Consider the following 26,549-nt stretch of genomic DNA (forward strand, 5'->3'; position numbering starts at 1 on the left):
CTTCGTGGGGAACTGCTGGACGCCGCGAAAATCGGTACGCTCGTCGGCTCGACGATAAGCGCCGTGCTCGGATATGTCATCCTGCGTTTCGCGACGCCGAGCGGACCGTAAAGCCAGCGCACGTTAGGCGAGAATCGTTTCGCGAAGATTCAGTGCGAACTAGGACGGAAGCGTGCGCCTAAGCCTCAGTAGTGCGGGAACAAACCCTCCGAGCGACAGTTGTGCCGCCGTCAACAAGTTATCCGCGACCGTTGACGCGGTAACCAATCGAATGGTTCTTACGCCATTTTCCCCCGCAGGGTCACCAGCAGTTTCTCTAGATCTGCAGCCGCCTTGTCGTCGGCAACGAGAATGCGGCGGCGGCTTGATGCCAGGGTCGCTTAGTCAATCGCCGGGGGGGCGGCACCACCGACTAGCCGATGCCCACCGCGAAGTCTTCGCGCCGATTGGCGTTGGATGTGAGATTGCGAATATTGCTCTTTTAGACGCTGGGTTTGGGATTCGAGCGAGGTTATTCGCGGCCGGCGGCCGCTTTCCTCATACCCTCTTCGAGCGTCTTCATATCCTCGGGCGAGAGCTCCGGGCGGTCCACTTTGAGCGTCAGCTTGCTGAGCTTGCCAGTGAACGTGAACGGCGGCTGGTAGTCTGCGTCATTCACGCCGGTCAACGTGTCCGAGCCAATGTCGAAGCTTTCGTCCCATTGCAGGATGATTGGCAGCGTTTTCTCCATGCGCTTGGTGGCGACCACTTTGCCGTCCACCTTTAGCACGCCGGTGCCGGGCTGGCCGAGACCGCTGAAGCTATTGTAAACGAGTGTACCGACGCCGATGCCCTCGTATTTGAAGTCAAACTCGATCGTGTGCTTGCCGGGCGTGAGCGCGGCCGGCCCTTCCCACTTGAGTCGTTCGAGGTCCAGCAGGTTCCACAGGAAAACCGGTTTCCCCTTGAGCAGATAAAAGCCGTAGCCCGCAAATCGCCCGCCCGAAGTCAGCATCATTCCCTCGGCGCCGTTGGCCGGCACTTCGATTTCGGCGGTGATGGTGTAGCTGGTGTTCAGCAGTAGCGGCGAGTCGCCTTGCGGCAGACCAACCATCGGCCGCGTATAAACGAACTCGGTGCGCCCGGCAGCGATGTTCGGGCGTGGCGCGATGACGCGCGCCGCTACGGATGCATTCAGCGGCAGGACCTGGTATTTCTTCGCTTCGACGAGGAATTTCTCCCGCAGTTCCTGGACCTTCTCAGGGTATTTCGCCGCCAAGTCCTCGCTCTGGCTGAAGTCCTTGTTCAGGTCGAACAGCTGGAATACTTGGTTATTCAGCGGATCTGAGTTGGCCGCGCCAAAGGCTTCCCAAGGCGCACGATCCACCTTGGTGCTCAGGAACCAGCCGTCGTCATACAGCGCATACTGGCCCATCATCTCGAAGTATTGCGTCTTGTGCTGGCTCGGCGCCTTGGCGTTTGCCGCGTCGAAGGTGTAGGCGAAGCTCGTGCCTTCGATCGGCTTTTGCTTGATCCCGTCCACCACCTCGGGCGCGTTGATTCCTGCGGCCTCCAGGATTGTCGGCACGACGTCAATGACGTGCAGAAACTGCTCGCGCAGGCCTCCCTTGTCCTTGATGCGCGCCGGCCACGACACGACCATGTTTTGGTTGACGCCGCCGAGTTGCGAGGCGTTTTGCTTGAACCATGAGAACGGCGCGTCGAACATCCACGACCATCCGGCCGACATGTGGTTGTAGGTCTGCTCGGTGCCCCAGACATCGTAGAATTTCATCTGGTCTTCCACCAGCACGGAGACGCCGTTGAAGAACGCCACTTCGTTGGGCGTGCCGAGCGGGCCATCCTCGTCGCGAACGCCAAGCTGCAATCGGCCGAAGCGACCGTGAAGTTGGCAGAGGCGGGCGTTGCGCGTACGGAGGCCGATTACGCGGACGCGGCGTCAGAGTACGATCGCATGCAGCGCCTGGCCCGTGATCAATCCGTTACCAAGAAGTTGGAGGAGGAATCGCTTCAGCAGTTCCGGGCCAGCAACGCGGCGCGACAAGAAGCGGCCGCGAAAGTGACGTCCGCCACGGCAGGCATTGCGGAAGCCAAGGCCCAGTTAGAACAAGCCCAGGCCGATCTTACCGCCGCCGAAGCGAAGCGGACGATGGCCAACGCGAAGCTGGCTCGCCAGCAAACCATGGTCGACTATCTGGAACTGAAAGCACCCTACGACGGCGTTGTCACCGCCAGGAACATTGATACCGGTCATTTTCTGGCTGGTACTGGCGTTAAGCCGCTCCTCGCCGTGGCTCGCACCGATCGCGTCCGTGTCTTCGTGGATGTCCCCGAGGCTGAAGCGCCGCTCGTCACGACCGGCGATGCCGGCGATCCAGCAACCGTCCAAGTTCAATCGCTCGCGGGCAAGGCGTTTACAGGGAAAGTGACGCGTTCGGGCTGGGCGCTCGATGCTTCCAATCGCTCACTACGCATCGAGATTGACCTGCCGAACACGGATGAAGTCCTTCGCCCCGGCATGTACGCCAGCGTGCAAGTTGTCTTGGATGAGCGAGCGAACACGACTACATTGCCGATTGCTGCCGTGACTTCGGGCGCCGAACCGTACTGTTACGTCGTCGAGTCGGGCAAGCTGCGTAAGACAACGATCACTCTGGGACTTCGTTCAGGCGATGAAGTGGAAGTGCTCGATGGCGTTCGCGAGGGCGAGGTCGTTGTGCTCACGGGCGTCGGCGGCCTCCAAGATGGCCAAGCGGTGCAAGTCCTTCCGGCAGGATGAGATTCGCCCATGTCCTGTGTATTGGTGGTTGAGGACCAAGATAGGTTGCGCGCCAATCTGATGCACGTCCTGAGCGAAGCTGGCTACGAGATCACGGGCGTCCGCACGGGTGAAGAAGCGATTGAGTCCACTGCATCGCACACTTTCGATGCCGTGATCTTGGACCTGTCCTTGCCTGGGCGTGACGGCTTGTCCGTGTTGGCCGAGTTCCGAGCGGCGGGATCCCGTGCACCGGTCTTGATCCTCTCCGCTCGCGATTCGATCGATGATCGCGTCATCGGCCTCGATACGGGGGCGGATGACTATCTCTTGAAACCGTTCGCACATGCGGAATTCTTGGCCAGACTACGCGCCCTGTTGCGGCGCTGTTCAACAAGTAACGACCTGATATTTCGATGCAGCGACCTTGAACTGTCGTTGCGCGGTCGCCGGGTCACGCGAGCTGGGTGCGACGTGACGCAAAGCCAGCGTGAGTTCGATTTATTGGAATACTTGTTGCGGCATAAGAACGCCCATGTCACGCGTGACATGCTGGCCGGCGGGGACGATGACCAGGCGCGCGGTCTCGCGGAAGGCAGACCGCAATTCCGCGCACCCGATTAGAGCCTGACCAGCTGCCAGTCATCGCAAACCAAGCTGCCCAGCTCGCGGTGATGGCGTTCGATCACCTGCTGCGTGGGGCATTCGGGCTCGTACCAGTCGACTTGATAGTCTTCGCCGGCGACGGGATGAATCCAGGCGGAGAACCATCGTACCAATAGGTGTCGAGCGCCAAGTTGATGTTCGAATGCCCCAGCCGCTCCTGGACGACCTTCGGATGCACACCTTTCGTCAGCAGCAGTGACGCCGAGGTGTGCCGTAGATCGTGGAACCGCATGTCGGAAAGGCCGGCGCGCTTCAGGATCAGCTTGAACGACCGACGGGTGATGTTGTTCCGGCGAATTGTGTTGCCGGCATCGTGAAGCCCAGGGCTCATTTTTTCCTCTTGAACGTGTAGTCCATGTACTTAAAGTCCTTGCGCGCCGCCGTCCGGGTATCGACGAACCAGACCTCCATTACGAACTCCTCCGGCCCGCGCAAATCCAGCACATGCACAAACTCCTTGGTGTGCCCGAGCGCCTTCATCACCGGGTCATCGTCTGTGCCCGACATCCGGATTTTCCCGCTCTTGGCGTCCCGTTGACCTTGGGAGGTTACGAAGTATGTGCCGAAACTATCCATCGCGATCAATGTATGGCGCTGATGCCGCGAGTCGAAGCCGGCAGTGAACATGCCCTCCGTCGCGTCCGCCTTGCCTTGGGCCTGATACTCTACCTGGAGAAACCGCCCGCCCACCGTCATCCGGCTCTCCGCCGTGCCTTGGTACTTAATCGCCGACGCACCAGAACCCATACTGACGGTCACGTCCCAAGTTCCGGCTTAACGCGCAAGGGCTCCATGCTCAGTTCCGGGCTTGGTTAGCTTTAGTTGATCCTCTGCGGAGGGCGGCTTCGCCTCCTGTGCGGCGAGCACAACGGTGAGCATCAGACCCAGCGCGAATGTAGGGAGCATGTAATGATGTTTCATAATCTGTGTGTAGATTCCAGACTGTGGGAGCGTCTAGTTGCCTTCGCGCTTTAACTCAAAGCGTCGGGGGCTGCCGCCCTTGGTGAAGCCGATCGTGGCGGAGAGGCCACCCTCAGCCGAGAACTCGTACACGATGCGCTGCGGGTAGTCGTGGCGCGGGTTCTCGAACACGGCGCGCGTTCCGCCCAGCTCGGTGAGCACGAACTCGGTCGGCGCAGCGCCGCCGGGCTGCGCGATGTAAACCAGGCCGCCGTCGCGCTCGACGATGCGCAGATACTCGAATGCGGACATCTTGCCGCGCGAGACCGTGCGCGACACGGCGAGCATCGCGCCGCCGAGCGGCGGGCTCCATCGCTCCTCGATCGACGTCGCACCATTCGTGTCCCTCGTTCCGGCCCACGCGCCGGCCAGCCACGCCATATCGCCGATCGCGGCCTTGGCCGGCGCGGGCAGCGCGATGTCCTGGGCGTGGCGGTAAGGCCCCACCGAATTATACCCCTCGGTCGGATCAAACGCGACGCGCACCGGCAGTCCGTCGGCCGTGTGGCGAAACTCCTTCCGGAACGGCCCGGTGCGCGAGTTGTCCGACACGCGCACGAACTCGGTCTCGTACTCGAACGCGCCGTCCTTCCACGCGCCGCGGTATCGCGAGATCTTTGTTGGCTCTTTGACTTCGGTGATCGAGCCGTCGCGCGGATGGAGCGAATCGGCGTGCCGATTGACGCGGTGCAACTCGCGCGCTTGCGCCAACAATGAGAGGAGATTCAAGGCGATCTGGTACGTCAGTTTGACCACGAGTACGGCATCTTTGTGCCGGTGGGGCGGCGCAACATTGATCTGGCCTCACGAGGGGGAGAAGTGATTCTCCGCCAGGCGGTCGAAGGCAACGTCGACCGGCGACTGTTCCGGCCGCCTTCAGTTGTCGCTTAAGCTCTCGTGTTAAGGCACTTGGAGTCGCGTAAGTTGTCCGGCACGTCCTCCTACGATGACAGCGCCGTCAGGCGCCATCGCGATGGCATAAGCGACTCCGTCGATCGCTTTTGCCTCGCGGAGGAGCTCGGCATCCCCGGCACGTACACTGCGCACACGGCCGTCCCAGCAGGCGATGTGGATGACTTCGCCGTTCGCGGACCAGACGGCGGCGGTGGGACGAGAGTCAAGGCGCGCGAGGCGCACCATGCGTCCGATGTTCGGTTGCCAGAAGCGGACGGTGCGGTCCGCGCCGATGGTCGCCACGAGCGACTGCTTCCCGTCCGATGGAGGCCGGACGATGATTGCTTGGACGGCGTCCGTGTGTTGGTTGAGCGATCGCTGGGTAGCGCCGGTTACAGTGTTCCAAAGCAGAATCGTGTTATCTACGCCGGCCGTCAGCGCCGTGTCTTGCGATAGCCATGCGGCGGACAAGACGGCACGCGTATGGCCTGATAGTTCACAACGAGGGCTGAGAGTGTCGGCGTTGATGATCGCGGCGTACCCATTCCCCCCAGCAACAAGGAGTCCGCCGCCGTCCGGCCGCCAGCGTGCGGAGTACAGTACATCCTCGCCAAGGACCGCACGACCGATACGTAATCGTGTCGACCAGTCGAGCAATTCAAGTTCGCCACATTCGCTGGGCGCGCCGCCAGCAACAGCAAGCATCGCGCCGTCCGGAGAAAACGCGACGTCGTGAACATTCGCGAGTTCCGTTGGCAACGCCCCAGCAAGTTCGAGCGACGGCCATGCGCGCAGTGCCAATCCCTGCTGAGAGCCGACAACGAGGATGTTTTCGTTCGGAGCGAAGGCCAGCGCCGTGATCGGCGGCTCCGCGCGTGATGCGGCCGCGCAGAGCGCTAGAAATAGTGCTGCAGTAAGTTGGGGCGCATTCATCCAAGAAGTTCCCGAATCGTCTCGCCGCCTTGATTGATTCTTACCGGACGGCCGTCCTGAGTGTGAAGTTCGGCGTCCGGATCGATGCCCAACAACACGTAAATTGTGCGTGCGAGGTCCACAGGCGTGATCGGCCGTTCCGCTGGGCTTTCGCCGGTGCGATCGCTGGCGCCAACGACTTGCCCGCCCGGAATCCCTGCGCCGGCGAGCGCCATACTGAAAACACGCGGCCAATGATCGCGCCCGCCGCCGGAGTTGAGCTTGGGCGTGCGGCCGAATTCCCCCATGGCAATGACCAGCGTATCGTCAAGCAGCCCGCGCTCATCGAGGTCCGTCACCAGCGCCGCGAACGCCTGGTCGAATGTGGGAATCAGCCCGACGCCGACTTTTGCACCGGCGTAACCTTCTTTGAGCCGCACAACGAGGTTGTCGTGAGTGTCCCAGCCTGGGTTGAACACAGTAACGAACGGAACGCCGAGCTCCACTAAGCGCCGCGCCAGAAGGCAACTTTGACCAAAGGTGCGCGGACCGTACTGCGCCCGCACCGCGTCCGTCTCTGCTTGCAAATGGAAGGCTCGCTTTGCGGATGGCGAGGTCACGAGTTGATAGGCTTGTTCCAAAACAGGATCCAAGTCAGCAGAACTTGCCCGCGATTCAACGCGGGCCTGCAATCGATCTAAATGTGCGACGAACTCTCGCCGTCGAGCCATTCGCTCGCCATCTACGCCGGGAAAGAAGTCGAGGTCTTCCACACGGAAGTCCGCGTCGGCGGGATCGCCACCCGTGTTGAAGGGGCGATGACGTGCGTTCAAGAATCCCACGCCCATCGGAGCAGACGCTCTCGGAATGGCGATGTTCGCCGGCAACTCATGCGCGGCGGCGCGATCGTTCGACAAGACAGCGCCGTAACTGGGATACGTCAGCGCCGGCGAAGGTTTGTAGCCAGTCAGGAGATATTCGTTTGCGAGCCCATGTTCGCCAAGGGGCGATGTCATGGAGCGGATGACGGTGATGCGATCGGCGATCCGTGCCGTGGCAGGCAGAAGTTCGCTGACACGCAAGCCCGGCGTCGCGGTAGCGATCGACGCAAAGGGCCCGCGCACTTCGCGCGGCGCGTCAGGTTTGACGTCGAACGTCTCCAGATGACTGGGGCCGCCGTCGAACCAGAGCAGAATGCAGGATTTCGCGCGGGGGCGCGAATGGCCTGCCATTGCCCGACCGCGTAGCAACGACGGGATCAAGCCCAGGCCCGCGAGCGCGCCGGCACGCAATAGTGCGCGACGATTCACTCCGTCACAGCGCCGCATGTTGTTACTCACCGCCCAAGGTCGCCTCGCTAATGGTTCGTGTTGAATTCACGACTGTTCAAGAGACTCCAGACGAAATCCTCGCAAACCGCCGCGCGCTCGACGGAATGTTTAACAGACAGCGCACGCATCCAATACTCGCGCTCCGCCGCGCTCGGTAACCTGGCGCATGCTCGGAGATAGAACTCCTCGATGATCGCCTCGTTCGAAGCGTCGGCACGGATGCGCTCGTGCAGCGCCCCGTCATCATTCACGAGCTTGGCGTTCAACAAACGGCCGTTCAACAGATGTAGTCGCGCAGGTAGCCCGCCGCCGCTCGCGTTGCTTGCACAGGCCTCCTGCTGGGAGCACTTGCCCAATGCCGCGAGCGAAGGCGCCGTCGTGCCTGGAGGAATCGCGATCGACCGCGTACCTGGCGGAAGTCCGGGAATTCGTTCCGGGACGCCGGTCACGTCCACGATGGCATCCACCAGCAGTTCCGGTTCCATCGGGCGTTCCAATGCGTGCGAGTAATAGCGATCATCGAACGCATTCTTTTCCGTCGCCGCGCCGCGCTGGTAGGTGTCGCTGAGTGCGATCAGCCGCAATGTAGGGCGCAAGCGATGGCCGTGGGCCGCGAAATCGCCCGCTAAGCGATTCAGCACTTCAGGATGCGTGGCGGGATTCGTGGCGCGCAGATCGTCAATGGGCTCAATGAGTCCACGTCCCAACATCGCGGCCCAGAGTCGATTCGCGATCGCCCTTCCAAAGTAAGGATTCTCCGGCGCGGTCATCCAATCGGCGAATGCCATGCGACCGTCTGACTGCGGATCGAGGTCCGCGAAGCCAGGAATCCTTGGCTTCGCCGGTTCGCCAGTCCGTGGATTGGTCACTGCACCGCGGGCTAGAATCCTCACGATCCGCCCACGGTCCAACCGCGCGAAGATGCCCGCCAGTCCGTGGTAATCGTCCTGAGTCCATTGGTCGAGCGGATGACGATGGCAATTTGCACATTGCAGTCGCACGCCGAGGAAGGCGCGGCTGACGAGCTCCGCCTGACCGCGTGCGTCGCTCGCCGTCCGCGCAAAGTTCGCGGGGCCGACCGAGTGGCTGTCGCCGACGGCGAGAACGAGTTGACGTGCCATGTCGTTCCAAGGTGCGTCGCTCCGAATTTGCTCGGCGATCCAGGCTCGATACGTCGTGTACGCCTCTGGCTCGTTGGCGAACGTACGCGCGCCAAGCCAACCGCTGAGTCGAAACGTCCAATACTCGACGAAGGCATCGCTCTCCAGTAGCCGATCGACGGCAACCACACGTTTTTCAGGGGCTTCGTCCGCCAGGAAAGCGCGCACCGTTTCGACCTCCGGCACGCGCCCGGTGAGGTCAAGCGTCACGCGCCGCAGAAAGCCAGCGTCATCAACGCTTGGCGATGGCGTGATGCGCAACTCGTCCAAAAGTCGGAGGACGCCCTCGTCAATCCAGTTGCTTCCCGGATCCGTTTGAGGGAGCGAATCGATGTCTTGATACGGCAGAGTCATGCTGAGCGGCACGATGCGATCCAAATAGCGCGCGATGATCACGTGCTTTCCCGGGCGAAGCAGTCTCGCGTGTGCGGTCTTGGCATCGATTTCAACCGAGCCAGGATCGTTCGAGGTGAACACCGTCCAGTCCGTGACATCTTCGTGGCTGCCATCGGAAAAAGTGGCTTCCGCGCGTAGCGTCACTTCCGCACCAACCGCAGCAACTTGCAACGTGGTCGGCTCAACGTGAAACCCCACGAGGTGGCGCGCGTTGTCACGGGACGCTCCTTGGCGAATCCACTGCAGAATCCGCTTGGCGCCTGCGCCGTCTGGCTCCAGAGCCATTTCGCCGCCGTGGTTCAACTGACCGGTGGGCTTGGCGATGAGCAGGCTTGTTTCCGGTCGCACGTAGTTGATGCGCCGCCCTTCGAATTCTTGCACGATCGTGGCGTAATCCGTCGCGGGATCCGCACCGAACAGCGACAGGCGAAAGTCCCCGCGTCCGGCCGCTGCGCCATGGCAAGCGCCGGCGTTGCAACCGGCTTTTGTAAGCACCGGAATGATTTCGGTGTCGAAGTCGACCGATCGCTCCGGCGGAGCGCCGATGGCCATGGTGAGCAACAGCGCCATCGCGTTCATGGCTGCCGCTCACTCGATTGCGGCTCGCCATATTCCTTCGCCCACTTTTCCAAATAGCGCTGCGCCGTCGGCGTGCCGTAGTTGGAGAGTTTGCCGGCGCTGATGATTGTATTCGCGATGCGGCCCACTTCCCGTCGGGCGGCATCTTCAGTTTCGACGTATATCTCCAGCGCTTTCGCAGCGCGATCCACTTCTTCTTCGCTCGCGTCGCGTTGAATGACTGGCCGCAGCAAGCCGCGCAGCTTGTCCATATCCGCGTCTCCGGCCGGAGGCCGCATGGCGCCCGCGCCGAGCAGCGTTTCGAGCGGCGGCGCCGTACCGCCGGCAACGCGCACCACTTCGTCCAGAATCTTCGGCAGGTCCGCTTGCAAGCTCGGTTGCACGAGTGCGAAGTTCGCGGTCACCTTGCCTTCGTTGCCGACAAGAATCGTCAGCGTCACGTTGCGGTTCAGACCGTAAGCGCCTGGACCTTCTTTGCCGTCAAGCGAAATCCCCACGCGGGCGTCGGGCGCCAGGGCGTGCCGGATGCGCTTCAACGTATTTTCGGCTTCGGTGGCGTCGGCATCGAGCCAGACGATTCCGGTCGTAAGCCCGTCTTTTGCGCGGCTTGACGTGTAAGAAGTCAACGTTCGCGTCAAGGCGATCGAAGGCCGGTTTACGTCATGCACGAAGACCAGCACGATCGGCTTTCCGGCCGCTTCGGCAATGAAGTCAAACTCCTTGCCGGCGTCGTCGTCGAACACGCCGCGCACCGTGAACGGCGCGAGCGTCTCGCCCGCCTGTGGCCCGGAATAAACGCGCTCTTCCGTAGACTCAGCATTTGCCGGCGCGGCCTCCGCGCGGTCAGCAGGCGGCTGATGCTGGAGCGCATTGTCCAATCGGCGTCTCAGGCGCTCGAAACGATCTTCCGGCACCAGCTTCCGCAACTCGACCTGCAGATGGCGATAATTCGCCAACAGATCGCCTTGCAGCGTAACAATTTCCTTCTCAAGGCGATCGATCGTCCCCACGTCCAGCGTATAGTTCGCGTATGCGGCGGCGAGCTCCGTTTGGCGATCGAGCAACGCCTGCTTTAACCGCGCCGCGTCGGATTGCGATTGCTTCGCCAGGTCCGCGACTGCTGAGCGCTGCGCGTCGCTCAGCGGGGCCGGCTCCGCCGCCAGTGCCGTGGCCACCACCAGCGCCACGACAAGTGGGTTTCCCATTAGTGTGTTTCCTGCGCCAAGTGTTGCAGCGATTCCGCGTACGCGGCCTGTTGTTGATTCAATACGTCGAACGATTCCACGGGCGGCGGCGTGAACAACGCCGCCAATGCTCGCGCTTCCTCTCGCGAGAAGGCGATTTCGCGCGGCACGGCGGTGGGCGTTTCGCGCTGAAACGCCCACCAGCCGACTGCCCCTGCCGCGAATAAGATCATGGTCACAGTCATGGTCCGCGCGACGTTCGCGCGGCGCAAGCGCCGTCGAACCACCGGGGCTAAATCCCGGCAGGCAGGCATCGGCGCGGCCTGCAATGCGCTTCGCAGCCAGCGGTCTTCGTCGTCAATCGTCGCCACGATTCAACCCATGTTCCTGCAATGTTTCACGCAGCCGCTTCCGGGCGCGGAACAGTCGCATCTTCAGCGTTTCGGTCTTGATGCCCAGGATCGACTCAATTTCCGCCAGCGGCAATTCCTCGTAGTAGTACAACTGTACGAGCGCCCGGTCCTCAGGGGACAATTCGCCGAGCGCCCGCGCGACAACCTCGGCTTGGAGCGCCGCCTGATCGCGACGTTCGGCCAGTTGGCTGGGATTCGTTCCGTCAGCGTTCTCTTCCCGCGCAAACCAACGCATCCGTCGCCACCAGCGTCGCCGGCCGCGTAGTAAGTCAAGCGTCGTTCGCGTGGCAAGTTGGTAAATCCAGGTGCTGGCGGTCGCATCGCCGCGCCATTGCCCCGACTTTCGCCAGACCTTGGTAAACACTTCCACCGCGACCTCTTCCGCCAACGAAGTGTCTCCCGTCATGCGCCAAGCGAGTCGCACCACCGGCTGCTGGAAATGTGCGACCAGCCGCTCGAGCGCAGCCGTGTCCCCTCGCTGGCAGTCCCGTAGCGCCTGGTCGCAGTCAAATTCCGCCACGCAGTATCCGGTCCGTGCTTCATTGCCAAGTTCGACGCCACACGTCGCCCGTCGGTAACCGGATTCCGTTGGGAAATCTCCGAAACGCCGGCGGCCGAGGCCCAGTATCGATTGTATCCGCTTGCTCCGACAAGATTTGCCGCGTCCCATGTAGCCAGCGACGCGCTTCAGATTCGCGGAGAAATTAAACGTCATTTTGTGGGCGTCGATCTTGATTTGCGTGGGGGGTTGGGCCGAAAATGCAGTTTGCAAATGGAAACAGCGGTAACGGAGAAAAGGCCATGTCACAGTCGCGCTGGGTCGCGGCGTTCGCAGTGTTTTCCTGCTTTCTGCAAGCGCCGGCGACGGGTCGTTCCGAGACGACGATGGCGCCGTTCACGCTCACGGCGCTCGACGGCACGTCCGTTGCCGTGCCCGCTGCCATGGACGGCGAGTTCACCGTTGTTTGTTTCCTGGGGACGGAGTGCCCTTTGGCCCGGCTCTATGCTCCGAAGTTAAACGAGTTGGCCGAGGCGTTTGCGCCCCGCAATGTCCGATTCGTAGGCATCGACAGCAATTGCCAGGACTCCGCCGAAGATCTGCAAACATTCCGTGACGAGTTTCAGCTTACCATTCCGGTTGCCAAGGACGCGGAGAACGTCATCGCGGACGCCTTTCGCGCCGAGCGGATGTCCGAAGTGTTCGTGCTCGACTCCGCCATGCAGGTACGCTATCACGGCCGCATTGACGATCGCTACCGCCCGGGCGTTTCCCGAACTGTAACGAATGTCCGAAATGATCTGCGGATCGCGCTCGAGGAATTGCTCGCCGGCAACCCGGTGAGCGTGCCGGAAACGGACATGACGGGCTGCCTGATCGGCCGCGTCAAACAACAGCAGGCGGACGCGAAGTATACGTATTGCCGCGATGTCGCGAGGATTCTCCAAAGGAACTGCGTGGAGTGCCACCAAGAGGGCGAGATTGGCCCGTTCGCGTTGACGGACTACGAGGAAGTCGTCGGCTGGGCGGACATGATGGTGGAAGTTGTCGACAACGGTCGGATGCCTCCTTGGCACGCGAGCCCCGAACATGGCGCGTTCGCCAATGCACGGACGATGTCGGAAGCAGACAAACAAGTCCTGCGCGATTGGGTGGCTGCCGGCGCCCCGTACGGAGACGCCGCGGAGTTGCCCGCCGCGCTCCCGCCGGCGAAGGCCTGGAATCTTGATCGAGAACCCGATCTAGTCGTGGCCATGCGCGACCGCCCCTTCGTCGTGCCTGCCGAAGGGACCGTGGAATATCAGTACTTCGTCGTCGATCCGAAACTCACCGAAGACAAATGGATGACCGGCGCGCAAGTGGTCCCCGGCAGCCACGCCGTCGTCCACCATTGCATCGTCTTCTTACGACCACCGGACAGCGAAGAGTTTCGCGGGGTGAGTTGGTTGGCCGCGTATGTACCCGGTCAGCGTGCGACGATGTTGCCGCCGGGCCATGGCCGCCGCGTGCCGGCCGGTTCGCAGCTGGTCTTTCAGATGCATTACACGCCCAATGGAAAAGAGCAGGAAGACCTGACGCGGATTGGATTGTCGTTTGGGAACGGCGCGGAGATCACGCATGAGGTTTACTCACAAATTGGCCTCGATCAGGAATTCGAGATTCCGCCGGGCGAAGCGAACTTCTCAGTCACCGCGAGTCCTCGTCACTTGCCTGCGAATGGAACGTTACTCGCCGTGGCGCCGCACATGCATGTACGGGGAAAGTCGTTCCGGCTGGTGTCGCATCAAGGCGACGCGAGAACCATCTTGCTGGACGTACCGCACTACGACTTCAACTGGCAGCACGTCTATGCGTTTGCAAAACCGTTGCCGATTGCGTCGCTGGGCAAGCTGGAGTTTTGCGCGACGTTCGACAACTCCGCAGGCAATCCGGTGAATCCCGATCCCAAACAGCACGTCTACTGGGGAGATCAAACCTGGGAAGAGATGGCAGTTGCGTTCTTTGAAGTGGCGGTCCCACGCAGCGCCACGGCCCCGACGCCTTCAACGGTGGATGATGCTGCGGCACAGGTCGCGCAGCGTCGTGAAAAGGCCGGGCAACATGCGGATCGGTTCATGAAGAAGTTCGATGCAAACGGCGACGGTCTCGTGGATCGCCACGAACTTCCCTTGGCGACGGAACGCTTCGGCGATTGGTCGTTGAACGAAAACGCCGACGGCAGTTTGACGCGAGAAGATATCTTTCGCGCCGCAATGCAGCGGGACTTGTAGGCAACCGCTCCGCCTTCCTTCCGCGCTATCCCAATACTTTTCATCGAGCAAACGTGGCGTACTCTTTCGATCGCGCATTCGGCTGGACGGTAAACCATCGCGCCCTCGTCACGTTGTTCATTTTCCTCTTGAGCGCCATTGCTACGGTCGGCTACATCGGTCCGGAGAAGGTCTGGCGATGGCTTCGACCGCCGGCGGCGGTTGTGGAGGTTTCACAGCCCGAAAGCCCTGCTGCTCAGCCATTGCCGCCGGGGCGCCCATCGGTGGAGCCGGTCAGCCTCTCCAGCTCGGATGCGGTGATCGTCGTCCATTCCGCGGACGACGTATTCTTCACGCCTGACGGAGCGAAGACGCTACGGGCCGTCGTCGCGGAACTCGAATCATTGGACTACGTACGCAGCGTGATGTGGATGGACGAAATCCCCACGCTCAACATCTTCGGCCTGCGCGAGCCCCTGTTTCCACGCGACGATTCGTCCCCGCGCCGCTTCGCCATGGCGCGCCAGCGCGCCCTGTCGCATCCGCTTATCGGCGGTCAGTTGCTTTCCGACGACGGGCACACGCTGTTGTTGCTCGTCAATTTCGACTGGCTTTTTGTACAGAACGACGACGAATGCATGAGCGGCCTCGCTCGCGTGGCGGAGGAGGCCGCCAAGAAAGCGTCCGACGCGAACCTGATCTTTGAAGTGACCGGGCGTACGCCGATCTACGTGACGCTGATGCGAACGCATCGGGAAAACCAGCGGAAGTATCAGATCATCGGCTACGGCGTCGTATTGTTGATGGCCGTCGTGCTCTTCCGCGGCATCCGCGCCGTGTTGATCGTAACACTGGCCCCGTCGATCGGCGTGTTCTGGACGCTGGGGATCATGCGGTACTTCAACTTACAGGAGAATCCGTTTAATGACGTCCTACTGCCGGTGATGCTCAGCATGGTGGGGCTGACGGACGGCGTCCACCTCATGGTGGAAATCCGCCGCCAGGCGGCCGCGGGGTTGAACGGCCGTGACGCTGCTAGAACGGCGCTTGATAAGGTCGGCCTCGCTTGCTTCCTGACATCGCTCACCACGGCCATCGGATTCGGCTCGCTGGTGTTGGCGCACCATGATGTGGTCAAGGAATTCGGCTGGAGTTGCGTGCTCGGCGTGGTCTTGCTGTTTCTGGCGGTGATTACGGTCATTCCACTGGTGTGCTCCACCTGGCTCGGCCGCGGTGTCCATATCGGGCACGAGCAAGGCCTGGTCGATCGCAACCTCCTGCGAATCGGCGGTCTCATCGAGTTCGTGTTACGGCACGCCCGGGCGATTAGCTGGCTAGCGATCGCTGTCACCGTTGCCTTGGTCGGAGTTACGCTCACCCTGCGTCCTGACGATCGGCTCGCCGACTCATTGCCGAGGACGTCGGAAGCTTCGCTGGCAATGCGCCGCATCGACGAAGCGTTCGGCGGCCTGGAAGTATCGTCCGTGGAGGTTCGTTGGTCAGAAGGCATTCCGGCAGAATCGCCGGAAGTGCTGAAGGTCGTCGGGCAAGTCGATCAGTTACTGCAGAAAGAGCCGATGATCGGCCACCCGCTTTCGATTCGCGGCATGCTTGCCGCACTGCCTGGCGACGGCGATCCCACCGAGCGAATGACTATGCTGGCCTTATTGCCGCCGCCGTTGAAACGGGCGTTCTACATCCCGGAAGATCGCACAGCGACCGTTACGTTTCGCGTGCGTGATCTCGGCATCGCCGCATACGGTCCGGTCTTTGAGCGAATCGAGGCTGGCCTGCGGGAGATTTCGGCAAGCCATCCTGGCTTTCACCTGGAACTCACCGGCTCGGCCGTGTGGCGGTGGCGCAATCTCTACCAGATCGTCGTCGACCTGGCGACGAGCCTCGGTAGCGCTGCGATCATTATCTTTGTTGTACTCGGCGCTACGTATCGATCTGTACGCATCGGGCTGATTTCGATTGTTCCGAACGTCTTTCCTTTGGCCGTCACCGGGACATTCCTCGTCTTGGCGGGGCAATCGTTGGAAATCGTGAGCGTTTGTGCGTTCACGGTGTGCTTGGGCATCGCCGTGGATGACACCATCCATTTCTTAACACGCTTTCAAGAAGAACGGCGCGAAGGACACGCAGAGCGCGAGGCGATCCTCCGCGCCTTCACGGGCGCCGGCACCGGCATGATTATGACCACGCTGGTGCTCGTCGTCGGGTTTTCGACTGTCATCTTCAGCGACATGCGCGAACAACGGATCTTCGCCTCGATGGGCGCACTGACGGTCGCGGCAGCCCTGTTCGGCGACCTTATCCTTCTGCCGGCCATGTTGTTGCGCTTTGTGCCTTCGAAGAGCAAGAGTCCAACAACGACCCTTTAGATCAAAGTGGAAAGGCATCCCAACTTCGATGAAAGCGGCAGATGGCTCAAGGGGCGCGCTGCCTGCCTGACAACAGCAGCTTGATCGAAGAGCCTTTTTTAGTGGACACCAGTCAACGGCGGTTTCTCAGAAAGTGCAGAACCCAACAGTCGTGGGTTCGCAGCCCGCCCGCTCCACTTGAAGACGCGGTTTCAAACTCTTGAGATCGCCGGGTTATACGAAAAGCCGATGTCGCGAGACGTCGGCTTTCTGCGTTTTATGGCCAGTTGTGGCAAAGAGTTACGGCTCCAGGGCAGCACGCGTTTCGTCGTTGCCTTCACGAGGCGCGACATCGCTCGCTGGCGATTTTCGCTCCGAATCAGCCCTCCTGGGCGAAAACTCTCAGTTGACTCTGACTCTCGGCCCGCCCGGGTTAGCCCGGCATTGCCCGGCAACTGTCGTGCCGAATCATAGCTAGGACGGTCGCCGCGTCGGACGCCGACCGAATGTAGCCTGCGCGTGGGCACTAGGTTCGGCCAGCAGCTTGAACATCGCGTCGCTCAATGTTGCCCTGAGCGCACGCGTAGCGGCGGACTCGACCGATCGCGGTGCAGGCAATTCGAAGCCTACGGGCAGATTCGCAATTACCAAATCCAGGTCCGCGGCGGTGACTGCGCCGTCATCGTCGACGTCGCCGGGAATCTGTGCGCCGTATCGGCCCAGATTCTCGTACACGATGTCGATATCGGTCGCGTCGATGATCCGATCTCCGTTCGTGTCGCCCGGGTCGCCGATCGCGTAGACGAACAGCGATCGAGTGCGTCCGCCAATTTCGCGAGCCAACAGATTCCAACCGCGAACAAGATCGACTGGCGTCGATTCGACGATGGTTTCGTCGCCGACGCGGTAACTGAGTTGATAGCCGCGGAGTTGCTCCGTGTACTGTTCGCTCAACACGTTGATCGCAGGAAGTTGTTCGACGACCGGACCGATCGATCCCAGGATCCGTCGATCCTTCGTCAAGTCTCCGGCGGGCGGTGCGCCGCTGACGGCGACGCCGAAATCGTCCCAGAGTTGCTCGTTGGTGAGTCCCACGACCGCGGCGGGAATATACGTTCCTTGAGCATAGCCATCAAAGGCGACGGCGTCAGGCAGTTGCCGATCCAGAAAGACCTGTTGACCGTCGAGCGTTACGACATGCGGGCTGAAGTAGGTTTGCGTATCGAAAATGTAGACCTGTTGCCGCACCATGATGTAGGGGGTCTGATCCGAATCGGCGATCAGATCGAACTGCCGCGCGCCGCGCGTTCGAATGACATTCAGGTTCCCGAATTGAACGCCTTCCACATTGAGACTTCGATTCGGCTCCCAGGCTTTCATTACGCGGACGTTACTCAAGTTGTTGAGGTAGCCTCCTTCGACTCGATTGTTTCCGCGCGGCGCGACTTTGATTCCGACGCTCCAACCTTCAATCGTGGGATTGATGACGGCGATGGAGCCGGAGTCTTTGTTCGCGGTAATCGCCTTGCCGAAATGCACGGGCTCCGAATCCGAGAGGTTGCCGAAGAGGCGCACGTTTCGCAGCTCGACTTGCTTGGTGTAATCAAACTCGATGCCGAGCAGCGAAAGTTCCCACCCTGTGAAGCCGTCGACAACGCTGAAGTGATTGTGCGGCACTCGTTTTTCCATGTGTCGCCAGAACTGCAGCCCGAGCGTAGAAGCATAGACGACATTGTTGGCGAAGTTGAACAACGGAACGAAGCGCACGTCCACAGTGTCTTTGCGCGCCCAACTCGCGTCACGGAGGTTCGCCGTCAGAAACGCGCCTGTCCCCAGTCCTCGTTCCAAAAGTCCCACTGTGCCGAAAAAATAGCCGGCGTTGGCATGGCCGACCGCGATGTTATCCGAGACGTCGACGCCGCCGCCTTGAAACCAGAACCCGACGCCTTCGTGTCCGAAATCCTGGTTCGCCACGCGATCATCGATGCGAACTCCCGAACCGCTGCTGCGTAAGGCGAGGTTGCGTCGAAATGTGCCGACTTCGCTGCCGACTTCCGTGGCGAAGCTGGCGCCGGTCACGTGGAACACGACGTTATCTTCCACATCCACGCGGCTACTGTGATTGACGATGCCCCAGCCGGGCGACGTGATGACGGCGCTCCCCACAATCTTGGCGGTTCCCCGATCGGGGGCGACTCCCATCCGATGAAAGTGAACAGCATAGCGGGCGCGAGGATTGGAGCCCGTGCCGGAAATCAGCCGGCCAAAGGCGTCCAGCACCGAGTCATCGAGCGGGATAGCTTTGTTGGTGCGCCCCAGATGATCGAAGGCGGCGAATGCCACGCTGACGGTTGGCGAGTGCATGAACATCACATGGCCTTGCCGCGTCCAATCGCCGGGCGTGACCGACACGAAGACCACGTTGCGAGTCAAGTTCGCTAAATGGATGCTGAGGTCGTCGCGCGGCGTCAGGTGGTCGTACGTGAGCGGGGCGACGCGCACGCGCTGTCCATCGATCTCCAGAATTTGAAACTCCTCGTCGCGACTTCCCAGTCCCATCGCCTCGGGCAACACGACACGGTCGCCCAACCGCCAACCGTCGGGCGTCGCCGTGAGTTCCAGCCACTCGTCGCCACTGCGCGCGGGACCTGCGAGCGCGACGTACGACGACTTGCTTTGACCTTGAATGGACACGCGGCCGTGCGAAATCAGTCCGCCGCCGAGCGCCTGGGGATCCATCTCACGGTCGATGGGCGCCGTGTCGCCAAGTTCCATCGTCGCGACCACTCCCTCGGCCACCGGGTGTTCCGCCGTGCCGATTTCCAAGTAACCTTTGGGCGTCACGACCAGCGTGTCGACGCGCAACCGGGTCGTGACATCCGTGGCGAAGCGAAGCGTACCGTCGACGCGGATGGTCCGCATCGCGGCATTGATGTAACCGTCAATCGTCACGGTGAGTTCTTCGCCGATGACCACGCGCGCACCTTCGTTAGGGACGTCGCCGCCCCAGGTCGCCGGATCGGACCAGTCGCCGTTCTGCACGGCGAAATGCGTGGCTTCGTGGACATCCACCAAATGCATCACGGCGTCGTGCTCATGGTCCAACTCCGGATGCGCATGCGTATCGGAACCGCTGGGACCAAACAATCCTCTCACGAGATTGAGATCGGTAATGCTCACCACTCCGTTGCCGTCCCAATCTCCGAACTTGCCGGCCGGCACTGCGCTGCCGAAGTAACTGTGAGTTAAGTTGAGCATCACCAACGGATCGCGTTCCGCCGCCAGCGGGTCGCCGGCGATCCACACTTCTTGTCCATAGTGGCCGTCGTTGGCGCCGAACAAAATCGCGCCATGCCAGCTGACCGGGTCGGTGACGTGAGATCCGCGAAATCCCGGGTAAATGTCGGTAGACAGCAGCGCCGATTGGTCGGCCAGGTCGAGCATCCACAACTCGCGGCCGGTCGACTCTTGCTCCGCGGTGAAAAACAGATGTTCTCCCGCGATTCGCAAATCTTGCGGCGACGAGCTGAGCGCCCCGGGCCGCGCGTCAACGATCTCGCGGGTTCCCGCCGTCGTACCGTCACTGGCCCAGAGTTCCAAGCCGTCGTCGGAGGAGGACGCGAAGTAGACTTCGCGTTCCGAGGCTGTCAGCTCAATCACGTCTGCTTGCCCTGTCGGGCCTGGAATCATGTCGCTCACCAGGGACGCGACGCCCGTGGTCGGATCGATCTTCCACAACTCGCGGCCATGACGCCCGTCATTGGCGGTGAAAAACACCTCGTTCATCGTCCTGACAAACTCTCGCGGCGAAGAACCTTCCGCGCCGACTTGAAGATCGCCCACCATGACTGTGTTGAGTTCGCCGTCCGTCCGCCAAGGCTCGGCGCCATGCACGCCGTCGTTCGCGGCGAAGTACAAGACACTCCCGACAGCGGACAGCCGGCTTGGATCAGAGCTTGCGACGCCGATTTGAACGTCGGCCAAAAGCTTCGTTCCGGCAATGGTTCCGTCGCTGCGCCACAATTCGCGCCCGAACAACGAATCGGGCGCACTGAACACCAGGTGATCTCCGAGCGCCGTCAACTCGGCCAATCCGGCGCCATCGTGCGACCGGGAAAACGACCGCAGAAGGACAGTGCCGGCTGCCGTGCCGTCGGTCGTCCACAACTCGTCGACCTCGTCAGAAGTCACGACGAAATAGAGGTCGTTGCCGACGCGCGTCAGGCTATGTGGCGATGATGAGGCTTTGCCAGGGTTAACGTCCGCGACCATCCGCGTGCCCGCTGCACTGCCGTCGCTGGTCCAGAGTTCGCGTCCGGCGCCGGGAGTGCTGGCCACGAAGTACACTTTCGCGCCAACGGCGGTTAGCAAATCCGGATCAGCTGCTACTTCGCCGGGCACGATATCGGTGACTAGCCGCGTCGATCCAGCGTCGCCGCGCGTGATCCAGAGTTCCCTGCCGAAGTCGCCGTGGTCGGCCGTGAAAAAGACGCCGAGCTCAGCGGCCGTGAAGTCCTCGGGCTCGAATGAATACAGCCCGGGAACGAAGTTTGCCACCATGTGCGGCGCAACGCTCATCAGGCGACGCGACTCCAGCGATTCGAAGCGATGGCGGGCGACCTTGCGCATCGAGAGGCTCCTAGCAGATAAGGGACGCGATGACGATTCGACGATGTCCCAATGGAACTGACTCGCTCGGGCGACATGGTTGTGGCTGAACCGTGAACTCCACCAAACCATTAGCGGACCAAATCCCGAACCAGAGCGCGCCACGGCACATTCTAATGAGAATTCTGCGCCCCGCGTGAAAAAAGCCAGGGCCGGGCCAGGAAATAGGATCGCGATCACACCGTCGTGTGCTTCAACTCTGCGTTCCCTCACCCAGCATGCGCATCGTCAACTGAGCCAATGTCACCAAGTCGAGGGCATTGTGATGCAGGATGTCGCGGAGTTGCCGCGCGTCGCCGCTGCGGACGAAGGCGTGGTAGGCGGCGGGGATTTGACTGCCGGGAATATCGCCTTGGCGCGTGCGACGGCAAAGGCAGCGCTCCAAGGTTTGCAGGCGGCAGTTCGGCACCTGGCTGCGCCAGGTTCGGCGCGCGTGAATGAGCAGATCCACGTGCGGCAATTCCGGGCGCACGTCCGGCAAACGGTGAAACGCCCGGCGGTCGCGGACCATGGGCCAATCGAAGGTCCGCCCGTTGAACGTGACCAGCACGTCGCAGTCATGCACGTAGGCTTCCAGCGTGGCGAGGATGGCTTGCTCTTCGGTGTAGTCGCGCGCCAACAATTGATCGAGCAACAAGCCCTCGGGCGTCGCGCGGATCAGTCCGACGAGAAAAATCGGCGCGCCGGCCAGGCCGCACGTTTCCAAGTCGAGAAACAAGGTTCTGCTCGGAAACGCGTTCGCCAATTGTTGCGATAACGGACGGCGCTCCGGCAGCTCCGATTCGCCGAGCCGCGCGGAAAGTCGCTCCAAATACTTCGGCAACTCGGGCCAGAAGCGGTCCAGCGATTCGCGCACGACGTAATGCGTCCCGCGTTCCGAGAGCAACTCCTCGCCGGGTAACAACGAGGTGAGCGAGAAATCTGTGGCGTCAACGGTCGTCGCACGACGTAGCGGCGCAATGACCGCGTATCCGTTGGCCGGTTCGGGCGCGGTCGCTCGCAACGGCGCGAGTTGCGGCGCCGACGGCGCACTCACCGGCAGGTCCGGCAAGCGGCCGCGATTCAACTGCTCCAAACGCGCTCGGATCTCTTCGCTCAGCATCAATCACTGCACGCGATACCAAGGGGTGTCTCTGCCTCGCTCGGAACGCCCAGCAAGATTTCCAGCAAACGAATCGCCGCTCCCTTGTCCGGGATCGGATACCCGCGCATCAAATCCGGGTCGCTATGCACGGCCGGATTCAAATTTGGCAGACCGACGCAACTAGGGCAGCCGTCGTCGCAAGGGCATTCCTTCACCATTTGATAACAGATCGCCAGCAGTTGTTCCACGCGCCGGAAGCCTTGCTCGCTGTAGCCAAGGCCGCCGGGGTAGCGGTCATAGAGGATCATCGTCGAGCGCCCCAGGTTGTGGCTGTCGACGACGCCGCCCAGGTCGCGGCTGTCGCACATCGCCACGATCGGGAGCGCGGTCACCGCCAGGTTGCGAATGCCGCAGAGGCCTTCACTGGCGCGGAACCCGGCCTGTTTCATTTCGACGATGGTGCTCTCGTCCGGCGCGAGCCACATCGCCGTCGTGGGTAGCGTTTGCGCGGGAATCTCCACTGGCCCGAGGCCGATGTTCTCGCGCGTGTTGAACTTGATCTTTTTGAAGGCCACGGTCTGCCAGGTGACGTCGACTTCGCCGTAGCCGAGTTGCGCGCGCGGGACGGCGTCGCGCGCCTGGCGTGGCTTGGTGATCCGCACGCTGCTTTCCAAAATGGCCTGCGTGTAGTAGTCCATCTCGTGGCGCTCGACGTAAGCGACCTTGCCGACCAGATCCAACTCGCGAACGAAATACGATTCGCCATTGTGCAGATAGACGGCCTCGGGATAAATCAACTCCGGGGCGCTGATCGAATCGACGTTGGCGATCACTTCATGATCCGGCGGCATCGAACGCTTCTCGCCCGCGCGGCCCACCGGCGGCGGATCGCCAGCGCGTGCGCTTTTGCGACGCAAGACGATGCTGTAGGTGTTGTCGCTCATGTTCCGCAAGTTGATCCGCACCGCGGGCGTCTGGCCGCCGGTGAAGTAGAACTTGCCGCCGATCTCGTTCAACTCGCCGGCGTCGCGCAACAGCGCGGCGATGTCGCCGGTGAGCGGGCCGAACAACTCCACGTCGCGCTCGTCGAGCGGCAGTTCGAACGCCGCGGTTTTCAAGTGATTCGTCAGCACATAGGGATTCTCCGGATCGACGACCGCTTGCTCCGGCGTTTGCGCGAAGAAGTAATCGGGATGACGCAGCAGGTATTGATCGATCGGATCATTGCCGGCGATCAACACCGCCAGGCTATCTGTTTGTCGACGTCCGCTACGGCCAGCCTGTTGCCAGGTGCTTGCGATGGTGCCGGGATAGCCCACCAAGAGCGCCACGTCGAGCGAGCCGATATCGACGCCGAGTTCCAGCGCGTTCGTGGCCGCCACGCCGCGCAGTTCACCGGAGAACAAGGCCTGTTCGATCTCGCGCCTTTCATTCGGCAAATAACCGCCGCGATAGGCGCGGATTTTCTCGGCGCGCGGCGACCAGCGCGCTTGCAGTTCCTCGCGCGTGTAGCGATGAATCAACTCCGTCGCCTGGCGCGTGCGCGTGAAGGCCAACGCTTGGGCGTCCTGTTCGATCGCTTCGACCAGCAGTTGCACTGCGTCGTCCGAAGCGCTGCGGCGAGCGAGGCTGTCCTTTCCCAAGGGCGATGGATTCCACAGCGCGAAAAACTTGCGGCCGCGCGGCGCACCGTCGTTGGCGACGACTTCCACCTCGCGCCCCAACAGCTTGGAGACGAACTCACCGGGGTTGGCCACCGTGGCGCTCGCGGCCAAGAACGTTGGCGAAGCGCCGTAGTGCCAGCAGACGCGTAGCAAGCGCCGCAGCACGCAAGCGACATTTGCCCCGACGATGCCGCGGTACATGTGCGCTTCGTCGACAACGACGTAGCGCAATTCGCTGAAGAACCGGTTCCACTTCGAGTGATATGGCAAGATCGAGCAATGCAGCATGTCGGGATTCGACAGCACGAGGTTCGCCTCGGCCTTGATCCGCTTGCGCTGCGAAGTGGGCGTATCGCCATCGTACACGCCGGGAATGATCTGCGTGCGCGTCGCCTCAGCGGCGGAAAGCACTTCCAGCAGCCCTTTCAATTGATCTTGCGCGAGGGCCTTCGTCGGAAAGAGATACAGCGCCCGGGCCGACGGGTTTTCCAGGCAGGCTTCCAGAATCGGCAGGTTGTAGCAGAGCGTTTTTCCGCTGGCCGTTCCGGTGACGACGACGAGATCTCGGCCCGCACGGGCCGTTTCGAGCGCCGCGACCTGATGCGAATAAAGCCGATCGATGCCCCGCGCCGCGAGCATGGCCGTGAGCGCCGCGGGTAGGGGATGGCTCGGCTCCGCGTAGATGCCATCGCGTGCGGGCAATGCTTCCAAGTGCGTCAGTTGCCCCGCATAGTCGGGCGATTGCTGCACGCGATTCAGGTAAGCGGGCACATCCATGTGTCAGACTCCGGCGACCGGATACTAAACGGGTGTCTAGTATACCGGCGGCACACGAATAAGCCCAGGGCAGACCCTCGGTGTCGTCGCCATCGCCAACGACCAAGGTGGTCTGCCCTGGGCTTAGCGGTGATCGTTGGTTGTACTCGAAGACTCTCGATGCACTGGCGCAACAAATAAGCCCAGGACCAGCGCATCAGCGCTGTCCCTGGGCTGGGAAAGAACATCGGGCGTTGGTTAATTGGCACGCGGCGTGGCAGCCGGCGGAATCTGTCGTACAGCCGGCGGATTCTGCCCCGCATCGAAATCCACCACCTCGCCGCCCGCTCGGGTAATCAGATATTTCAGCAGCGCGGCGTCGACCGTGTTCTGCAGGAACCGCACGGAGCCATCGGCAAAGGCGGCGTTGAAGCCATTGTTTGCAAAGCCACCCAATTGCGATGGCGTCGCCTGTTCAAACGGAATGTCCTCCGGCTTGGTCCAGGGAATTTCGCGTTTAGCTTCGACAAACAGAATCGTGTTCGACGTGCCGTCGAGGATGTCGGCGAAGCGGCTGCCCTGTTTGCCTGAAAACAGCGTTGCTTCGCCGGTGATGGCAAAGTAGGAGCTGTTGGGGCCGGGGCGGTCGTCGTTTGGGTTGCGAAAGAACACGGGCATATGTTCAAGAACCTGCTTGTTGTTCTCGCTGTCCCAGGGCTCATCCAATTTGTAACTGTTGTAAAGGGCGACCTGATCCAAATAGGGCAGGATCGCCACGCGCCAACTGTGTGGCGTCTTGCCGTCTGGGCCGATGATTACCGCCGGAGGAAACGATCCATGCGTGTCGGCGTAAACATGCATCGCCAGGCCGAGTTGCTTGAGATTGTTCATGCTCTGAGCTCGACGGGCCGCTTCCCGCGCTTGGGCAAGCGCCGGCATGATGATGGCCATCGTGGCCGCAATGTCTCCGGGACCTTCGGCGGAGAGGTGGACGAGATTCGCTTCGGTCGTCAACTTCGCCGAGTCGATCACCTTGACGCCCGCATCGAGCGCCTGGAGTTCAAATCCCGAAATGTCCGCCGGCTCGTTGGCGATCTGCGTGCGAAGCTCCGGCTCCATGTTCAAGAACAAGGTCCGCGCCGCGTCCAGGGTGCGACTGATGCGAGTCGCCGAATCGGCGTTCGACGCCAGCGCGTAACCTTCAATGGTCAGACTCTGTTCACCGCCAAAGCCAATCGCCGCGGCCTCGGTTTCTCGCCAGAGCGGCGCGAACGGCTCCGCGGGTCCCTGCTGAGACATGCGCTCAATTTCATGCCTGATGATAGACGGATCCACCGCTGCGGCGGCCGATGATTTCGCCACCTTTTCCCAAAGCGGAAGCCAACGCGGCTGTGCGACGCGCGGACGCCCAAAGCTGGCGAGGTACGGTCTCATCAGCTTCCGCGGCTGCAGGATCAACGTTCGATCGTCCGGCAGGAAGCAACAGAGCCCATCCGTTTGGTCGCCCGTGTCGTAGTATTTGTGTGCGCCGACAGTCTGTTCATCGAGCTTGCCCGCACCACTCAAGCCTGCTAGGAACGGCTTCCAATCATGGGGCGCCGACGTGCGCAGCATGATGTGCGGTGTCGGTCCACTATCCCCAGCCACTGCCACGCCTCCGAATAACACCAGTTCGAGCTGTTCGACGGGAACGCCCAATTGCTGGCCAAACAGTTCATTCACCGTTTTCGCCAGCGGCGCCATTTCCGGACGACCAAACAACTTGAGGGGGCTGGCCGCCGCGACGACCTTCACGTCCGCCGGCAGGTAATCGAGCGACAATGTTTCGGGCAACGGGGCCGATTCGGCATTGTTTCCGGCAGCGGCGGGCGCTTGAGCCATCAGCCGCGGTTCGCCGGGCCGCAACCCGGCGACGACTAGGCTCTGTTGACGATTCGGTCTGCTTCAGGTTAAACACTTGCGGTCGGAATTGGAATTCCGATTGCACCCTGGAGGCTCGGATGCCATGCGGTA

The 26,549-nt window shown here is 61.6% G+C and carries 16 protein-coding genes and 2 pseudogenes; 4 read left to right on the plus strand and 14 right to left on the minus strand.

From position 1 onward, the window contains the following. Positions 1 to 511 precede the first annotated feature (511 nt). Positions 512 to 1,846 (minus strand): annotated as a pseudogene (locus tag SGJ19_16400) (sulfatase-like hydrolase/transferase). Positions 1,847 to 1,882: 36 nt separating this feature from the next. Here SGJ19_16400 and SGJ19_16405 point away from each other — a divergent pair. Continuing rightward, positions 1,883 to 2,779 (plus strand): efflux RND transporter periplasmic adaptor subunit, encoded by an 897-nt coding sequence (locus SGJ19_16405; protein MDZ4781835.1) that lies wholly within the window; start codon positions 1,883 to 1,885, stop codon positions 2,777 to 2,779. A 9-nt stretch (positions 2,780 to 2,788) separates the two neighbouring features. Then, positions 2,789 to 3,382: a response regulator transcription factor gene (locus tag SGJ19_16410; GenBank protein ID MDZ4781836.1), complete on the plus strand. Its 594-nt coding sequence runs from the start codon at positions 2,789 to 2,791 to the stop codon at positions 3,380 to 3,382. Positions 3,383 to 3,443: 61 nt separating this feature from the next. On the opposite strand, the pseudogene SGJ19_16415 reads toward SGJ19_16410, so the two are convergent. From SGJ19_16415 to SGJ19_16455, 9 genes and pseudogenes are all read right to left on the minus strand, one after another. Further along, positions 3,444 to 3,710: pseudogene (locus tag SGJ19_16415) on the minus strand (tyrosine-type recombinase/integrase). A 41-nt stretch (positions 3,711 to 3,751) separates the two neighbouring features. Beyond that, on the minus strand, positions 3,752 to 4,183 hold the full coding sequence (locus tag SGJ19_16420) for a DUF1579 family protein (protein ID MDZ4781837.1): 432 nt from the start codon (positions 4,181 to 4,183) through the stop codon (positions 3,752 to 3,754). A 195-nt stretch (positions 4,184 to 4,378) separates the two neighbouring features. Then, positions 4,379 to 5,095, minus strand: a complete 717-nt coding sequence (locus SGJ19_16425) for a DUF6265 family protein (protein MDZ4781838.1) — start codon at positions 5,093 to 5,095, stop codon at positions 4,379 to 4,381. Between the two features lie 189 nt (positions 5,096 to 5,284). Next, positions 5,285 to 6,211 carry a hypothetical protein gene (locus tag SGJ19_16430; GenBank protein MDZ4781839.1) on the minus strand — a complete coding sequence of 309 codons (927 nt, stop codon included), beginning with the start codon at positions 6,209 to 6,211 and terminating at the stop codon, positions 5,285 to 5,287. Beyond that, the gene (locus SGJ19_16435; GenBank protein MDZ4781840.1) at positions 6,208 to 7,518 is read right to left on the minus strand and encodes a DUF1501 domain-containing protein; all 1,311 of its coding nucleotides are present in this window, start codon (positions 7,516 to 7,518) and stop codon (positions 6,208 to 6,210) included. The genes SGJ19_16430 and SGJ19_16435 overlap by 4 nt, the downstream gene beginning before the upstream one ends. Before the next feature lie 29 nt (positions 7,519 to 7,547). Further along, the gene (locus tag SGJ19_16440) at positions 7,548 to 9,656 is read right to left on the minus strand and encodes a DUF1549 domain-containing protein (GenBank protein ID MDZ4781841.1); all 2,109 of its coding nucleotides are present in this window, start codon (positions 9,654 to 9,656) and stop codon (positions 7,548 to 7,550) included. Beyond that, positions 9,653 to 10,861, minus strand: a complete 1,209-nt coding sequence (locus tag SGJ19_16445; protein MDZ4781842.1) for a hypothetical protein — start codon at positions 10,859 to 10,861, stop codon at positions 9,653 to 9,655. Before SGJ19_16445 ends, SGJ19_16440 begins: the two co-directional genes overlap by 4 nt. Then, a complete protein-coding gene (locus SGJ19_16450) occupies positions 10,861 to 11,211 on the minus strand; it encodes a hypothetical protein (protein ID MDZ4781843.1) in 351 nt (116 codons plus the stop codon). The genes SGJ19_16445 and SGJ19_16450 overlap by 1 nt, the downstream gene beginning before the upstream one ends. Next, positions 11,198 to 11,773 carry a sigma-70 family RNA polymerase sigma factor gene (locus SGJ19_16455; GenBank protein ID MDZ4781844.1) on the minus strand — a complete coding sequence of 192 codons (576 nt, stop codon included), beginning with the start codon at positions 11,771 to 11,773 and terminating at the stop codon, positions 11,198 to 11,200. The genes SGJ19_16450 and SGJ19_16455 overlap by 14 nt, the downstream gene beginning before the upstream one ends. A 281-nt stretch (positions 11,774 to 12,054) precedes the next feature. Here SGJ19_16455 and SGJ19_16460 point away from each other — a divergent pair, with 281 nt between their 5' ends. Then, positions 12,055 to 14,022: a redoxin domain-containing protein gene (locus SGJ19_16460; protein MDZ4781845.1), complete on the plus strand. Its 1,968-nt coding sequence runs from the start codon at positions 12,055 to 12,057 to the stop codon at positions 14,020 to 14,022. Between the two features lie 53 nt (positions 14,023 to 14,075). Next, entirely contained in the window at positions 14,076 to 16,385 is a 2,310-nt protein-coding gene (locus SGJ19_16465; protein ID MDZ4781846.1) for an efflux RND transporter permease subunit, read from the plus strand. Positions 16,386 to 16,838: 453 nt separating this feature from the next. Here SGJ19_16465 and SGJ19_16470 read toward each other — a convergent pair whose 3' ends face one another. The 4 genes from SGJ19_16470 to SGJ19_16485 all read right to left on the minus strand — a co-directional run bounded on the left by SGJ19_16470 (position 16,839) and on the right by SGJ19_16485 (position 26,417). Further along, positions 16,839 to 20,993, minus strand: a complete 4,155-nt coding sequence (locus tag SGJ19_16470; GenBank protein MDZ4781847.1) for a G8 domain-containing protein — start codon at positions 20,991 to 20,993, stop codon at positions 16,839 to 16,841. A gap of 232 nt (positions 20,994 to 21,225) precedes the next feature. Beyond that, positions 21,226 to 22,134, minus strand: coding sequence for a ribonuclease H-like domain-containing protein (locus SGJ19_16475; protein MDZ4781848.1), 909 nt, complete (start codon positions 22,132 to 22,134; stop codon positions 21,226 to 21,228). Then, positions 22,134 to 24,557: a DEAD/DEAH box helicase gene (locus SGJ19_16480; protein MDZ4781849.1), complete on the minus strand. Its 2,424-nt coding sequence runs from the start codon at positions 24,555 to 24,557 to the stop codon at positions 22,134 to 22,136. The genes SGJ19_16475 and SGJ19_16480 overlap by 1 nt, the downstream gene beginning before the upstream one ends. A gap of 237 nt (positions 24,558 to 24,794) precedes the next feature. Beyond that, positions 24,795 to 26,417: a DUF1559 domain-containing protein gene (locus SGJ19_16485; GenBank protein ID MDZ4781850.1), complete on the minus strand. Its 1,623-nt coding sequence runs from the start codon at positions 26,415 to 26,417 to the stop codon at positions 24,795 to 24,797. Positions 26,418 to 26,549 lie beyond the last annotated feature (132 nt).

The organism is Planctomycetia bacterium (genome assembly GCA_034440135.1).
GTDB lineage: Bacteria > Planctomycetota > Planctomycetia > Pirellulales > JALHLM01 > JALHLM01.

Excerpts from the sequence above, each read along its gene's own strand:
- SGJ19_16410 (MDZ4781836.1), top strand. The coding sequence starts at position 2,789 with ATGTCCTGTGTATTGGTGGTTGAGGACCAAGATAGGTTGCGCGCCAAT.
- SGJ19_16430 (MDZ4781839.1), bottom strand. The coding sequence starts at position 6,211 with ATGAATGCGCCCCAACTTACTGCAGCACTATTTCTAGCGCTCTGCGCG.
- SGJ19_16435 (MDZ4781840.1), bottom strand. The coding sequence starts at position 7,518 with ATGCGGCGCTGTGACGGAGTGAATCGTCGCGCACTATTGCGTGCCGGC.
- SGJ19_16440 (MDZ4781841.1), bottom strand. The coding sequence starts at position 9,656 with ATGAACGCGATGGCGCTGTTGCTCACCATGGCCATCGGCGCTCCGCCG.
- SGJ19_16445 (MDZ4781842.1), bottom strand. The coding sequence starts at position 10,861 with ATGGGAAACCCACTTGTCGTGGCGCTGGTGGTGGCCACGGCACTGGCG.
- SGJ19_16460 (MDZ4781845.1), top strand. The coding sequence starts at position 12,055 with ATGTCACAGTCGCGCTGGGTCGCGGCGTTCGCAGTGTTTTCCTGCTTT.
- SGJ19_16470 (MDZ4781847.1), bottom strand. The coding sequence starts at position 20,993 with ATGCGCAAGGTCGCCCGCCATCGCTTCGAATCGCTGGAGTCGCGTCGC.
- SGJ19_16475 (MDZ4781848.1), bottom strand. The coding sequence starts at position 22,134 with ATGCTGAGCGAAGAGATCCGAGCGCGTTTGGAGCAGTTGAATCGCGGC.
- SGJ19_16480 (MDZ4781849.1), bottom strand. The coding sequence starts at position 24,557 with ATGGATGTGCCCGCTTACCTGAATCGCGTGCAGCAATCGCCCGACTAT.
- SGJ19_16485 (MDZ4781850.1), bottom strand. The coding sequence starts at position 26,417 with ATGGCTCAAGCGCCCGCCGCTGCCGGAAACAATGCCGAATCGGCCCCG.